Raw genomic sequence first — 16131 nt, 5'->3', positions numbered from 1 at the left:
GGTATGAAAAAAACATGGCTGCTCGGGTTCGGTTTTTTTAGCATCAGCATTACATGGGCGCTTTACAACGCATTCGTCCCCTTTTTTCTCGATAAGTTTTTGACGAGTACGGCGCTGATTGGATTCATGATGACGATCGATAATTACTTTGCTCTTTTTTTGCAGCCATGGATTGGAAGCCGCAGTGATCGTACAAACACGCGCCTTGGCCGAAGAATGCCCTATTTGCTCATCGGCATGCCACTTGCAGCCTTGTTCGGTGCGCTCATCCCTTGGCACACAAGCCTGCTCACGCTCGTATTGTTTATGGTGCTTATGAATCTGTCGATGAGTTTGTACCGCTCCCCGACTGTCGCGCTTATGCCCGACATCACTCATGACAGCAAGCGTACAAAAGCAAATGGCATTATTAACTTCATGGGCGGGATCGGCTCCATTATCGCTTTCGCAGGAGGCTCGTTTCTATATGAGAAACATCACTCACTCCCTTTTCTAGTTGCATCCATTTTAACGCTCATTTGTTTAGTCATTCTCTTGAATAACATAAAAGAAAAACGTGATGCGCTCTCTTACTCGCCTGCTGAGGAGAAAACAAAAATATCGTTCAAAGAACAATGGAACCGTCCTACGATCTTTTTGCTTGGCGCAATTTTCTTCTGGTTTCTTTCCTATCAGGGCGTTGAAGCCTTCTTTACTCTGTACGGCACAAAGCACTTACAGCTGACCGAAGGCCAATCATCATTCTCGCTCGCCTTCTTCTCACTCGCTTTTGTAGCTGCCGCTATTCCAAGCGGACTGCTTGGCAACCGCTTCGGCAAAAAGCTTATTATCACATTAGGGGTTATTGGCCTCATCGTTATTTTTGCAGCAATCTCCTTCGCGGACGCACTACTCCCGCTTCGTACCTTGCTTATAGTTGGAGGCATCTGCTGGGCGATGATCAACATCAATTCCTATCCGTTTATCGTTTCACTCGGCAAAGAGCAAAGCATCGGTACACGGACAGGCATCTATTACTTAATCTCTTCACTTGCTGCTATCGCTTCACCGCCGCTCATGGGCAGCTTGATTGATCTGCTTGGATATTCCGTGCTGTTCTATTTCTCATCAGGAGGCATGGTTATTGCGCTCTTGTTCCTGCTATGTGTAAAAGACAAGGGTCTCGCTAGGCCCGTGAATGATCCATCTATTTCGACAAGCTTATAATATAAAAAAAATCCGGCTGCGCGACTTCTGACGCCGCAGCCGGATTTTATTGTTATACCTTAGTGGATGCTGCCTTTGCTGAATCCGCCGCCCATGACGTCGGATACATGCTCGATAGCAATAAAGGCATTCTCATCGATGGATTGCACGATAGCTTTGAGCTTCGCAAGCTCAAGTCGGGATACGACGCAATAGATCATTTGCGTTTCATCCTTCGAATAGCCGCCGCGCGCTTGGATCAATGTCGTTGTACGACCTAAACGGTCAATAATCGCTTGTGATACCTCATCATATTCAGAAGAAATAATCGTTACCGATTTCGACTCATCGAGACCTTCCACAACGATATCAATTAATTTAATCGCTATATAATATGTAAACATCGAGTACATGGCTGAATCCCATTCAAACACAAATCCCGCAATTACAAAAATAATAACGTTAAATATCATGATAATTTGTCCGACTGGCATGCGCATTTTCTTCGAAATTAGAATCGATACAATTTCTACGCCATCCAGTGAGCCGCCGAAACGTATCGCAAGACCAACTCCTGCACCGAGAATAAGACCACCGAACAAAACAGCGAGCAGCTTTTCTTCTGTAAATGCTTCAACGTGATGGAGCAATGATGTCGTGATCGACATGACGATAATGCCATAAAGGGTTGAGATCGCAAACGTTTTCCCAATTTGTTTGTATCCAAGAATTAGGAATGGTACGTTTACTGCGAACAAGAACACGCCGAGTGGAAGCGATGTGAGGTGCGCCAACATAATCGATATACCGGCAATGCCACCATCGATTACATTATTCGGAACGAGAAACAATTCGAGTGCGACGCCCATTAAAATCGAACCAATCGAGATAAAAATAAACCGCTTAAAAATTTCTAAAGATGATAACCCCTTATGCGTTTTTGCCAACTGCCCATCCTCCGTTTTCCCGATTTCATCCTATAACTTTAGCATAAAAAAGCATTTTTTTCAAAAACGCATGTACCTCGTTTAGAACATATGCTGTACTATCCTGTCCTTATTCCGTCGCAATAACCGTGCAAAACATCTATTTTCATCTAGTGTTTACAAAAATATTATAAACTTTCCAACACAAGAAGAACTGCTTCAGCCAACATGCGCTTGGAAGCAGTCCTTCATAGACTTACCTTTTTATGCTCACAGGTTAGTCTACGTAACCTGCAAGGCCTTTGTCCATCAAATAATCCATTTCTGCGTCCAAGATTGATTCCACGACCAGCTCATTGGACTTTACATCAGGACGGCTCAGTACATAATCTACGAGCTCGTCGCCGTCAATATCTACCTCGCCATTTTTATCTTCCTTCGCGCTGCTGATGAACGCTTGCTCATGCTTTAATACAAGCTTAATCAGCTTCTCATCCGCGTTCGTTTCGTTTGCTATATACTGTAAAAGTTCTTGCTCATTCAATTGCTCACTCATCGTCTGTCATCTCCTAATTGTATCGCTCGTCTCATTGTACCACATTCATATGACCTTTATGAGACCGCATGTCTAAACTTGCTGTAAAAATTGACTGCCATGCAGTTGATCATACAAGCCTTTTTTCGCGAGCAGCTCATCATGTGTACCGCGTTCAGCAATTTCACCATCTTTAATAAATAGAATGGTATCCGCATTTCGAATGGTACTGAGTCGGTGCGCAATAACGAAGCTCGTTCTACCGCTAAGCAGTTTCTTCATCGCTTCTTGAATTTGAAGCTCAGCCAGTGTATCTACACTGCTCGTTGCTTCATCGAGTATAAGCAGCGCAGGGTCTCCAAGAATAGCACGAGCAATCGTGATAAGCTGGCGCTGCCCGTGACTTATGTTCCCGCCTTCCGCTGTCAATTCGGTCTCATAGCCTAGCGGAAGCTTCGTGATGAAGCTATTCGCATTCGCTTGGACAGCCGCCTCCTCGACCTCTTCATCGGTAGCATCCAGCTTGCCATAGCGGATATTCTCACGAATGGTACCCGAGAACAAATGGGCATCCTGGAGTACGATGCCAAGCTGTTTACGCAAGCTGTTTTTGTCTATCGTGCAAATGTCTTCGTCATCAATCAGTATTTGACCGTCCTTGATCTCATAGAATCGCCCAATTAGATTAATGATCGTAGTCTTGCCCGCTCCAGTTGGACCGACCAGCGCAACGGTCTCTCCCGGCTTAGCAATAAAGGAGATGTTATTAAGCGCTGCCGTTCCGTCGTTATATTCAAACCGCACATCGCGAAACTCTACCTTGCCGCCAATCGATTCCATTTCTTTCACAGACTCGGGTTCTTCATATTCTGATGGAATATCCATCATCTCAAATACCCGCTCCGCGCCTGCTACCCCCGACTGAATCATATTGTATTGATTGGCGACCTCGTTCAAAGGGCCGGAGAATTGCTTTGAATAACCGAGAAAGCTTATGATGACGCCCACTGTTGCGTGGCCGTGAATCGCCAGCCAGCCGCCGACACCTGCAATGATCAAATAGCTGATATGACCAAACATGTTCATGAACGGGCCCATCGTACCCGAATAAATTTGAGCTTTGGTTCCGACTTTCTTCAGCTTGGCATTAGCGGCGCTGAACTGCTCAGCCATTCGCTCCTCTTGATGAAACAGGGCTACGACCTTCTGTCCCGATACCGTCTCCTCGATAAACCCATTAAGCCCGCCAAGCTCCTGCTGCTGTCCTTTGAACTGACGCTGTGTTGCCTTCGCAATTCGTTTCGTTACCAAAACAATGACCGGAATAACAATGAGTGCTACAAGCGTTAGCCACACATTTAAGAAAAGCATCATCGCGAACGAGCCTATGAGCATGATGACGCTTGAGATGATCTGAATTAAGCTTTGGTTCAGCGTATTCGTAACATTGTCAATGTCATTCGTCGTACGACTCATGAGTTCACCGTGATTTTTACTCGCAAAAAACGGAATAGGCAGCTTTTGCAAATGATTAAATAATTCCTTGCGAAGACTCCATACGGTCCGCTGCGATACATCAGCTAAATAAATGGCTTGAAGCCAGCTGACTAAGCTGCCAGCCGCGTATATGCCAAGCATAAGCAAACAAATAGAAAGCAGCCCATCGTATCGCTTCGCTACAATATAATCATCCAAAGCTTTGCCCAAAAAATATGGACCGGCGAGCGTAAGTCCTGCGGCAACTATCGTTAGTGCAATAACCGCCAGCAATCTAGCGCGGCCATGAAGCAAATAAGTTCCAATTCTTCTTAATGTCGTTAGCGTATGATTCATCTATCAAGCTCCTTGCTGGGAAAAGGCCATTTTCTGGTATAGCTTGCTTTGTTCAAGAAGCTCCTGATGCGTGCCAATTGCAGTAATTCTTCCATCCTCAAGCACAATAATCCGATTTGCCTGCTGTACGGATGCAATTCGCTGACCAATGATAAGACAAGTGCTGCTCTTCATAATCTCTTGCAACGATTTGCGTATGAGTAAATCCGTTCTCAGATCAACCGCGCTTGTACAATCATCAAGGATGACAATTTTGGGTTTCAGCAGCAACGTCCGCGCAATGGACAACCGCTGCTTTTGGCCGCCGGACAGATTGACCCCGCGCTGGCCAAGCAGCGTATCGTAGCCATTCTCCAGCTTCATAATGAATGCATGAGCCTCAGCTGCCTTGGCTGCTGCCTCTATTTCATCCTGACTCGCATCCGGTTTGCCATAGCTGATATTTTCACGAATGGTTCCACTGAACAGATGCGCCTGCTGAAGCACCATTCCGATTTGGCCATGCAGCTCTACAGAAGCGATCTCGTTAATCGGATGGGAATCAATGCGAATCATTCCCTCTGTCGCTTCATAAAACCTTGGAATGAGGCTGACCAGCGTTGATTTTCCTGAACCGTTTATCCCTACGATCCCAATCGTCTCGCCCGGCTCTATATCCAGATCTATATCGTGAAGTATGTTTTTCTCCGAGCCTTCATAGCTGAAACTCACATGGTCAAACGTAATTCTGCCAGCCTGTATTTTCTTGGACTGCTCGTTAGCTTTTCGTTCAGCTGTCCATTTATCTGCCGGTACCTCCAATATCTCGTTGATGCGGTCAGCAGAAGCCTTGGCCCGAGAGATTGCAATCAATTGATTTCCAAGTCCTAGAGTAGAGAAGAGAAGCTGTGTAATATAAGTTAAAAAGGCGGCGAGACTGCCCACCGACAGCGCACCGTGCTCAGTGAGCATTCCCCCATACCATAATGCAGCTACAATACTAAAATTAAGAATGATCGACACAAGCGGCGTATTAAGCGCAACGATCTTAGCTGCTTTTAGACTGGCATGCAGTAGATTTGAGTTTGTTTCATTAAAACGTTCTTCCTCGTAATCGGACCTTACAAATGCTTTCACAACGCGGATACCGGACAAATTTTCTTGCATCACGGTATTCACTTGATCAAGCCGGTGCTGCATCATTGAAAACAAAGGAACGGTAATCCGAGTTGTAATGATGAGGAAGAGAGCTAATAAGGGTATCATTGCGAGCAAAATAATAGACAGGCGCGGGCTTATTACAAAAGCCATGACCAGACTGCCGATAATAATGAATGAACTGCGTGCAAATACGCGCAGCAGCAGCAATACTAAGCTCTGAATTTGTGTGACATCACCCGTCAGTCTCGTCACGATAGAGCCTGAACCAAAACGGTCAAGCGATCGAAGCGAGAGCGACTGGATTTTTTGAAACAGCTCCTGCCTGAGATCAGCCCCAAAGTTTTGTGATGCTATCGTCGAGAACACCGTGCAGCCGACACCTGCTATTAGTCCGATTAATGCGGCGATCAGCATTTTGGGCGCGGTGCTCGCGATTGCTGTGAGATCCCCCGCTATAATACCATCATTCACAATGCTCGCCATGAATTGCGGCTGCAGCAAATCCATGAACACCTCTAGCAGCATAAACAACGGTGCCAGCACAGCACTCAGCCAATATTTCCTCAAAAATCTAGTGAGCTTTAACAACTTACCACCTCTATCTCCCATCATTTTACGCAAACTGCAATAAAGAGGGCAGCGCGACCCGCTCCCTCTTGATAAAGTAATTATAGCATCCATCCTCTCGTTTCTACACCTAAATAATCATAAAATAACGTTGGATGACTCGCTTTTGAACTTTCCACCTGTTAAAATCAAAATACCAATAAAAAGCTGTGCGTAACTGGCGGAACATGGGCAACCATGAGGAAGCGCACAGATCATTAGCCGTACGCCTGGGCAAAGGTAAGGGGACATACCCCTTGCCTTTTTATGCTTTTTTAACATCTATTTATAAGGGGCTGAGGTAGAAGATGACGGAAAAACTGATTTTGGATGGAGCCATTGTGGCCGATGCAATTAAAGAGCAGCTAAAAGCAAGAGTTGAGACTCTTAGCAAGCGGGGAATCATTCCATGCTTAGCGACAATACTAGTGGGCGATGACCCAGCCTCTGAAACCTACGTTCGAATGAAGGGAAATGCATGCAAGCGGCTTGGCATTGATTCCAAACGTATTCATTTGAACAAAAACATCTCCACAGATGATTTGATTGATGTTATTTTGCAGCTTAATGCAGACCCGCTTATTCACGGCATCCTCTTGCAGCACCCCGTACCGCATCAAATTGATGAACGTGCTGCCTTTGAAGCGATTAGTATCCATAAGGATGTTGATGGTGTAACCGCGTTAGGTTTTGCTCAAAATGCATTTGGTTATGCCCAGTATCCGTCATGTACCCCTGCTGCTATTATGGCTATTCTTGATTACTATGGAATCAAGGTTGAAGGCAAACATGCCGTCGTCGTTGGACGAAGCCCGATTCTCGGCAAACCCGTTTCTCAGATGCTGCTGAACCGCAATGCAACCGTAACAACCTGTCATTCCAAAACAGAAAATGTAGCGGAGCTATTGCGCCTTGCCGATATCGTTGTTGCTGCAGTCGGCAAACCAAGCTTTATTCAAGGCGAATGGATTCGCGATGGCGCTGTAGTGCTTGATGCAGGGTACAATAAAGGGAATATTGGGGACGTTGACTACGAAGCATGCCTAGCAAAAGCAAGTGCGATCACCCCTGTGCCAGCAGGTGTAGGTCCTGTTACGATCGCCACGCTTCTGAAGCATACAGTTGACTCCGCTGAGCGATTTGCACTTCATTAAAAGATATAGGAAGAAAAACGAGGGGATCTTATTTGCTGCCTTGCAGCTAAGATCCCCTCGTTTGTTCTATAGGATGTTTACACATCCCGTTCTAATAAATACCTCGCTGTAAACTGATCGGTAATGAGTACATTCGTGTAGCCGCCGCGCAGCGCGCCATAAATGCCATCTACCTTCTTCGCTCCGCCTGCCACAAGTATTGACTGGTCCTTGCGCTTCAGTTCATCAAGACTGATTCCAATCGTGCGCTGGTTCATGAGTGTAGAACAAATATTGCCTGCAATATCAATATAGCGTGAGCATATATCGCCTGCTGCCTTCTCGCGAATAATTTCCAGATCGGAATCTGTGAAATAATTGGCTCTAATTAATACAGAATCATCCGTAGGCGCTCCTACGGTTACAACGGCAATATTAGAAAGCTTCCCTAGCTCCAAAATATTGCGGATATGGCGATCCGATTCAATCGTCCGCTTGACGACCTCATGGTCAACAAGCGCCGGCAGCGGAATAAAGTAAGGTATCGTATGGAAAGCCTTGCCGAATAAATGAACAATTTCATAAGCGTATGTATTGGTTTCCGAATGGCTAACCCCGCCGTTGAGCTGCACAACCTTAACGTCGCGAACCGGCTTATCCTTAAGCTGGGAAGCCATTTGAAAGAGCGTCGTCCCCCATGTTGTCGCAATGATATCGCCGTCTTTTACCGTATCGTATAAATAGTTCGCTGCCGCTTCGCCAATATACCTCTTTACGATGCTGTCCTCATACTGCGGCACAGAAACGATAACCGCTTTTTTCAGCCCAAACTTCGCTTCCAAACGATTCGCCAGAACAAAATTGTTTTCGTTAGGGTGTACGATTTTTATTTGAACGTACCCCTCATCCTTCGCCTGCTGTAAAAATCTTGATATCGTAGGGCGCGATACCCCCAGCTTCTGGGCGATTTCTTCCTGATTATAATCCAGTTCATAATACAGCCTTGCTACATCAATCATTTTGCTAAGCTTATCATCCAGTCGATCATCAGCCATCCAAGTTTCACTCTTTCTATTTATGTCTAGAAATGCAAACGGTATCTACTCCCTCTAATTTAACATAGGTTTTAAATGAAGTGTCGCCTTCTTTGCATGAAAACAACAAATCTTACTAAAAAAAACGTCCCACCCCACTCTTATCAAGTGGAATAGGACGCTTTTGCTTAATTAAATTCCGTTTCTTCCTTCATACTCTAGTGCGGACAAAATCAGTGTAACCACATCTGCTCTTGTTGCATTTTTCTTAGGTGCAAATTTATTGCCGCCCATGCCTGCTACTAGTCCTTCGGCTTGTGCCGCAGCGATATAAGGACGTGCCCATACAGGAATGTCACTCAAATCAGCAAACGTCGGCTTCGCCTTCGGATCAACTTTAATGCCTAGTGCGCGAACAAGAATTACGGTCATTTCCGTTCTTGTTAATTCACTTGATGGTCGAAGCGTATTATCCTCGTAGCCTGCAATGACCTTATCCTCGATAAGCTGTGCAAAGAAGGAGCGTGCCCATGCAGGAACTTGACCCGCATCTGCAAAGTCCAGCTTGCTTGTCGACGATTCAAGCTTCAGCGCTCTGCCTACCATTGTAATAAATTGTGCTCTTGTTGCTGTGTCTCCAGGGTGGAACGTACCGTCTCCATACCCATTAACAAACCCAATTTCCACTGCCTTCGCAATAGCATCTGCCGCCCAGTGGCCGCGTACATCACTAAATGTGATGGACGGTGTCGGCGTTGGTGTCGTCACCGGCGGTGTCGTCGGTGTTGGCGTTGGTGTCGGCGTCGGTGTTGTCACCGGCGGTGTTGTTGGTGTTGGAGTAGGTGTTGGAACTACAACATTCACATCAACAATACGTCCTTCTGTCGTTGCATTAATCGTACCTAATTGATTGATATACTCCAAGAATACCTCGTAGTCAACAATGTTCATTTCGTGCTGACGTCCAGCATCTTTGGCTTGCTTCATCGAGCGATAGAAATCGCCGCCATTAGCCATAAATGAGTTTGTTGCTACAAAATAATAAGCATTCAAATCAATTGCACTGTAGCTGCCGTCTGCGTTTTTGATTTCAACCTTCGTAATGCGTTCGCCAGCCTGCTTAAGCTTTCCGTCTGCATCCAATATTTCAGGTTTTTTATTGGAATCGTAGTAGAAGCGCATTCCTGATACTTGCGGGAAGCGACCTTGTCCTGTTTCGATTCCACTTACACCGTTCTCAAGCGCAGCAATAATTTCTTGGCCTGTCATTCGAAGCGCTGTAAGGTTGTTTCCGAAAGGCATCACCGTAAGCAATTCACCCATCATGATGTCTCCATCTACTTTACCTTCAGCTGTCTTCTTAATCGAAGCGCGAATGCCACCGCCATTCTGAATACCTACATAACCTTTTACATCTAATTCCTTTAATGCCTCATTGCTGTTTACAAAGCTTTTTACTTTGGAGACCATTCCGTCTGTCATTAGGTTTCCGAGATTGGTTTCCTTTGCTCGTGCAGAAGCACGTTCACCATCTAGGAACACATTTGTTTTGCCGATCACTTGTTTCTGAATACTCTCAACACCCGCACTGTATGGCTTCAGCATTTCAACAGCTTCCGGGTCTGCTGCATAACCGCTAACTGTAAGCAGCTTGCCATTCCATGCGGTCAATACCCCTTTGTTATTGAACTCGAGGTCCAAACGGCCCAAATAATTGCCATACTCTTCTGCCTGTACAACGAGAGTTGGTTCTCCCGCAGCATGATATACAAGCGGTGTGTCAACCTTCGTGTGGCTATGTCCACCGACGATAACGTCAATGCCTGTAACCTTCTCAGCCAATACTTTATCAAATTCATTTCCTAGATGCGTCAATGCCACAATCTTATTGATGCCTTCTTTTTGGAGCATTTTGACCGTTTCTTCAGCTTTCTTAATATAATCCTCGAACACAATATTATCTCCTGGCGAAGCAAGGAATTTTGTGTCCTCCGTTGTTAAGCCGAATACGCCGATCTTTTGCCCGCCTTCATCCAATATGATCGCGTCATAAATTTTACCTTTCGCAGCTGGTTTACCGATTGCCTGCTCAGACACAAGTCCGTTCATTGCAGGTTCCTTGCTGAAGTCGATATTTGAGCTTACAAACGGGAACTCCGCTTTTTTGATAAAATCAGCAAGTACGGATGGACCTTTATCGAATTCGTGGTTTCCGAATACCATCGCGTCATAACCGATCCTATTCATAAACTCCAAGTCCGCTTGACCAAGATATTTGTTGAAGAAGAGCGTACCTGAGAACACATCACCTGCATCAAGCAAAATAGAGTCTTTTACTTCTGCACGAATTTCTTTAATCGCTGTAAAACGTTTTGCAATCGAATCAAGGTGAGCATGCGTGTCGTTAACATGCATAATCGTTAGCTTGAATGGATCGTTCTCGCCTGGAAGCGGCTCGCCTTTTAGATCTGTAATACGGCCTTCCAACCCCATATTAATAGTGCCAATTTTCGTTAGATATTCGATAAACACCTCATAATCAACGATGTTCATCTCGTACTGACGACCGTCATCCTTCGCTTGTTTCATGGAGCGGTAGAAGTCACCACCATTAGCCATAAAAGAATTTGTTGCTACAAAATAATAAGCATTCAGATCAATAGCACTGTAGCTGCCGTCAGCATTCTTAATTTCTACCTTTGCTATACGCTTACCCGCAGTTACAAGCTGTCCATTGGCATCTAGTACTTCTGGCTGCTTCTTGGAATCATAGTAGTAACGCATGCCAGATACTTGTGGGAATCGACCTTGAACCGTTTCAATTCCGCTTACACCATTCTCTAACGCATCCACAATTTCCTGACCCGTCATACGAAGTGATGTAAGATTATTGCCGAATGGCATAACTTCCAAAAGCTCTCCTAGTGTAATGTCACCATCCGCTTTGCCTATAGCTTTCAGCGGAATAGGTTTACGAATTCCGCCACCATTTTGAATCGCCACAAAGCCTTTTACATCAAATTTCTTTAAATCTGGATTGCTGTCAACAAAGCTTTTCACTTTAGAAACCATTCCATCTGTCATTATGTTTCCAAGATTGACTTCCGCAACACGACCAGACGGGTTGCCTCCATCTAAAAATACATTCGTTTTACCAATAACCTGTTGTTTAATAGCTTCAATACCCTTTGTGTACGGATCAAGCAATTCAGTCGCTACCGGATCTGGAGCAAATGTTGCAATATCGAGCAGTTTGCCATCCCATTTAGTCAGTACGCCTGCTTGATTGAATTTGAGATCCAAGCGTCCCAAATATTTGTTATACTCCTCCGCCTGTACAACTAGCGTTGGCTCTCCATGTGTCTTGACTACCTTCGGAGCATCTACTTTCGTATGGCTGTGACCTCCTACGATAACATCAATTCCAGCTACTTGCTCAGCCAATTGAAGATCGAATGCATGACCAAGATGAGTCAAAGCAATGATTTTGTTAATGCCTTGATCTTGCAGCATTTTGACGGTTGCTTTCGCTTTAGCGATATAATCATTAAATATGATATTTTGTCCCGGAGACGCAAGAAACTTCGTATCCTCTGTAGTTAAGCCAATTACGCCGACTTTCGTCTTGTCCTCGCCTACTTCAAGAATAAGTGAATTATAAATCTTTCCATCCTGAGCCGCTTCACCAGCCGCTTGCTCGGATAATAATCCGTTAAGTGCAGGCTCCTTGCCGAAATCAATGTTGGAGCTAACAAATGGGAATTTTGCTTTTTTCACAAAATCCGCCAGCACCGATAATTCTTTGTCAAACTCATGATTACCGAAAACCATCGCATTGTATTTCATCAAATTCATAAACGTTAAATCTGCCTGGCCTAAGTATTTATTAAAATACAAAGTGCCCGAGAATACATCGCCAGCATCAAGAAGGAGTGAATTAGCTGTTTCATTACGAACCTGCTGAACTGCAGTAACTCTCTTTGCAACATTCGCCAAATTCGCATGTGTATCATTCGTATGCATGAGCGTCATGGTAAACTCAGCAACTTTTTTAGCCGACAGATCCAGCTGCGCAAGAAGCGGATCATGATCGCTCACTCTGCCCTGTTCTGTAGAGAAATCAGCATTGACATGTACTACGTCGATTTCTGCTTTTGTCCCATTTGCTTTATCAACGAGAATGTGATCAAGCGTTTGAGAGTTACCGTCATAGATATACGAGTAACGTTCTGAAACCGGCAGCGTATCTACAAGGTTTGTCAATTCATTGCCTTTAATTTTGTTCAATGTGCCAGAGAATTGGAAATCGTTAAAGTCGCCTAGCACGACTACACTTGCTTCAGGGTCTTTCGTTGTCAAATCCTTCACAAAGCTGTTAACAGCTTCCGCTTGCTTCGCGCGCTGCACTTCGCTGCTGCGAACAACCGGCTGAACATCACCCCAAGGCTTGCCGTCTCCACCTTTTGAATTCAGATGGTTCGCAATCGCAACAACTCGTTTTCCTTGGAACATAAATTCTGCTACAAGCGGTTTACGAGATGAAGCAAATGTGGAAGCATCTGCAGAGCCAATACGGCCAGGATTTTGAGTTAAGCCGCCAATTCCGTCTACCTTAATTGTTGATTTGTAATCGCCTTTCGTTCTTTGAGCAAGCGTTACACGGTCGGCTTTATACAAGAAACCAACACGGATATTACCGCCAGGAGCGCCGCCATCTTTATTTCTCTCAGGAGCAATATCTGTATAAGAATACGTTGGTCCGCCTTTTGCTTTAATCGCATCAATCAGCGTTTTGAAGCTTTGGTCAGCATCCGTATTTTCGGTATCCTTTTCACCATCGTTGTCTTGTACTTCCATTAAACCGATAATGTCTGGCTGCTTCATATTCGTTACAATAATTGAAGCAATTTTTGCGGCTTTAGCTGTTTGATCTGCGCTGAAGTTTTCCACATTAAATGTAGCAATCGTCAGCTTGTCCGGGTCCGGTACAATATTCGTTACCTTCTGGACGTTTATACTGCGTACGATAGTTGGCAAAGCTTGTGTAGGCAACAGTTTATACAGATCACCAGCGTATTGAATTACGCCAACGATATTGCCGTTAAAAGCATCGCCTGTTTTAATCTCTGCACCAGCTGGCTTTGATCCGCCTACATACAGCTTCTGTGGATTCAAGCTGCTATCAATAGCAGACAAACCATTTCCTTGCAATACAATTCCGCCTACAGCGGTTTTCACTGGATTGTTAGCACCATTATCAAACGTAATTGGAGTTACCGCATTCGCGTAAGGTCCAGTAATCGTTGGATTTTTCACTTCAACGAGAATGCTCTCCAAACTCTCGAAGAAATCAATTGCATCGTTTTCTGGGTTGAACTTGCTGAAGCTGTCGGTATCGATCAGGTTAGGAATGATTCGACCGCCTGTTCCTACCAATGTAGCTTTAGGAAGCTGGTTATCGCTCGATACCTTAGTAATTGTTGCTGCATTGATTTGCGTTACAGTCAAAGATGGACTGTTTCCAAATTCCTCTACAGTACCTGTGACTGATACTTCATCCTTAACAGATAGACCATGTGCAGGCTTGTACACCTGAATAGCCTCGGACGTATTCGGATTTTCATCCTGCTTCTCATCAGGTGCCTGCATGTAGAAGGAATTCGCGCTGACCGAAGTAATAATACCAGTAACATTCGAAACCTTTACATTGGTATAGATCGATTTATGCGTCTCACCTTGAATTGTATGAATGGCAATACCATTTGTATTTTCTAATACTTTATACGTAAATGTCGATACATCGCTTGTCACTCCACCAGCTGTCACAACCGCTTTAATGACCATATCCGCATTTACGACAATGGCTTTCGTGTAAAGCGTTCCTGTAGTAGCTGTCGGAACAGTTCCGTCTGTCGTGTAACGAATCACACCATCCGGAACTAGTGAGCTTAGCGATACAGCTCCTCCTGCGTTAATGCCGCCTGACGGAGTGCTAGCTTGAACAGCCAACTTTTTCTCAACAATGTCGAGTGTATTACGCGGCAATAATTCCAATCCTACACTGGAATGGAACGTCATAACGCCAGTAACCTGCTCGAAAGTTTTACCTGCCACGAACGAAGCATCGGAAGAATAAATAATAACTTTGCCGCCATTCACAGCATCGGTAGCTGTAACAACGCCGCTGGCAACACTTTCAACTTTAATATTTTTGACTTGAACCAAACGACCTTCGAATTTGTTGCGATTTTCAGTCGTTTTGCCAAAGCTCGAAGAATCAACAACGATCTGATCTGGAGTAGGAGCAGAGCCCGTTACTTTTGCATTTTCAGCTGTTGCCTCCAATTGAAGCAATCCCGAAAATTCAGTCAGCTTGCCGTAAGCCTCAATTAGGTCACCCGGCTGTGCGGAGACGCTGTTTGGAACTCTAACAATAATGCCTCCGTTTTGATCCTGTACGAAAAGATTTACAAAAGCGCCTGAATCCGCTCGATGTGTTACAACACCACTAAGCGTTACGCTTGTACCAAGTGCAGCCGCACGTGCTTGTGCGATAGTCACTAGTGTAGAAATCGTATAAGAATATTCACGCAAAGCACTATTTGGAAAACCTTCTTTTTTGGCATAAGTATGAACCGTTGTAGGCACATTAATTTTGATTTCTGTTACATTTGGTTGATACCATGTAAAGTCCTCTGGAGCAACTTGCGTTTCTCCTGCACCGTATACACTATAGTAAACACTAGCGCCAACTGTTGGCGTCGAGAGCTTAATGATTGTACCCGGAAGTACAGCTCCTTCGTTTACGTCTGGCGTTACTGCTTCAATCTTGTCAGAAACAACGCCGTAAGAGGAGTTGCGCGGGTCAGGAGTGCCCATTTCGAAATCCGCTTTATTGTTATCAGTGTCCTGAGCGCGATTGCCTTTACGAATCACTGCTGTAACATTAGTAAGTGAAGTACCAGCAGGACCTGCGCCTTCAAATTCAATACTGGTACCATAACCAATCAAATCGATGATATTATTTTTACTATCTACTAGCTTTACCTTTCCTCCCGCTGCTCCCAAGGCAAGGGTGCCAGTATCATCCGGACTAGGCAGGTTAGGGGCATTAACATCTGTACCCGCAGACTGTTGAACTAAATAATATTTTCCAGCTCCAACCTTAATATCTTTTAATTGCATGAAACTATCCGGCCATACCCCCACTTTCGAAGATGCCGATCCGTAAATCAATTTCATTCCATCCAAGGAAATTTCATGATTCGTTGGGTTGTAAAGCTCAATAAAATCCTGCTTAAACGTCGAGCCAGTTCCGTTTCCCCCACCGCCATACACTTGTGAAATAACGATATTATCTCCTGCAGGCGACGCCTGAACTGGCGCACCTAAGCTGCCGAGCGTACCTCCAACCAAAAGAAGAGCCGCTAACAGCATGCAAGCTTTTCTTTGTATTCGTATGACCAGTTTGTGCATCCTACATTTTCCCCTCTCCACAACCATTAATGAATAAAATAGTTTACCCAACAATTAGATTAGCTACAAAGTGTAATCACAACATCAAAATGAAATTAAGTTCTCGTAAACATGCACATTTGTTCATAGATGGCAATAAAAAATCCCCTTACTCCAAAAACATGCATAACATCCGTGAACAGACTATTTGCATTGATGAAGGAAGGGGAATTTAACTTCGGGCCCAAAGTTTATAAGCCATCTACTTATTAATGTGATGTAAA

Annotated in this window: 8 protein-coding genes and 1 riboswitch; of the genes, 2 read left to right on the top strand and 6 right to left on the bottom strand. The window is 44.6% G+C overall.

What is annotated here, in order from left to right:
- The first annotated feature begins 3 nt into the window (after positions 1-3).
- Positions 4-1206: an SLC45 family MFS transporter gene (locus ACIFSR_RS19560; protein WP_430059395.1), complete on the top strand. Its 1203-nt coding sequence runs from the start codon at positions 4-6 to the stop codon at positions 1204-1206.
- Between the two features lie 59 nt (positions 1207-1265).
- Here the strand turns inward: ACIFSR_RS19560 and ACIFSR_RS19555 are convergent, their stop codons facing one another.
- The 4 genes from ACIFSR_RS19555 to ACIFSR_RS19540 form a co-directional block, all read right to left on the bottom strand.
- Complete coding sequence (locus ACIFSR_RS19555) at positions 1266-2132, bottom strand: YitT family protein (protein WP_339204879.1); 867 nt, start codon at positions 2130-2132, stop codon at positions 1266-1268.
- A gap of 256 nt (positions 2133-2388) precedes the next feature.
- Entirely contained in the window at positions 2389-2667 is a 279-nt protein-coding gene (locus ACIFSR_RS19550) for a hypothetical protein (protein WP_339204880.1), read from the bottom strand.
- Positions 2668-2739: 72 nt separating this feature from the next.
- Entirely contained in the window at positions 2740-4479 is a 1740-nt protein-coding gene (locus ACIFSR_RS19545) for an ABC transporter ATP-binding protein (protein WP_430059392.1), read from the bottom strand.
- A 3-nt stretch (positions 4480-4482) separates the two neighbouring features.
- A complete protein-coding gene (locus ACIFSR_RS19540; RefSeq protein WP_430059390.1) occupies positions 4483-6207 on the bottom strand; it encodes an ABC transporter ATP-binding protein in 1725 nt (574 codons plus the stop codon).
- Positions 6208-6389: 182 nt separating this feature from the next.
- Positions 6390-6468: riboswitch (ZMP/ZTP riboswitch) on the top strand.
- A 65-nt stretch (positions 6469-6533) separates the two neighbouring features.
- Between ACIFSR_RS19540 and ACIFSR_RS19535 the strand changes: the two genes are divergently transcribed.
- Positions 6534-7379, top strand: coding sequence for a bifunctional 5,10-methylenetetrahydrofolate dehydrogenase/5,10-methenyltetrahydrofolate cyclohydrolase (locus ACIFSR_RS19535; RefSeq protein ID WP_339204883.1), 846 nt, complete (start codon positions 6534-6536; stop codon positions 7377-7379).
- A gap of 77 nt (positions 7380-7456) precedes the next feature.
- Here ACIFSR_RS19535 and ACIFSR_RS19530 read toward each other — a convergent pair whose 3' ends face one another.
- Positions 7457-8413: a sugar-binding transcriptional regulator gene (locus tag ACIFSR_RS19530; protein ID WP_430059388.1), complete on the bottom strand. Its 957-nt coding sequence runs from the start codon at positions 8411-8413 to the stop codon at positions 7457-7459.
- A 171-nt stretch (positions 8414-8584) separates the two neighbouring features.
- On the bottom strand, positions 8585-15868 hold the full coding sequence (locus ACIFSR_RS19525; RefSeq protein WP_430059386.1) for a 5'-nucleotidase C-terminal domain-containing protein: 7284 nt from the start codon (positions 15866-15868) through the stop codon (positions 8585-8587).
- Positions 15869-16131 lie beyond the last annotated feature (263 nt).

This window comes from Paenibacillus sp. NRS-1760, assembly GCF_050467785.1.
Taxonomy (GTDB): Bacteria; Bacillota; Bacilli; order Paenibacillales; family Paenibacillaceae; genus Pristimantibacillus.
The sequence above is the reverse complement of the archived record's forward strand: the minus strand, read 5'-3'. Positions and strand labels throughout refer to the sequence as shown.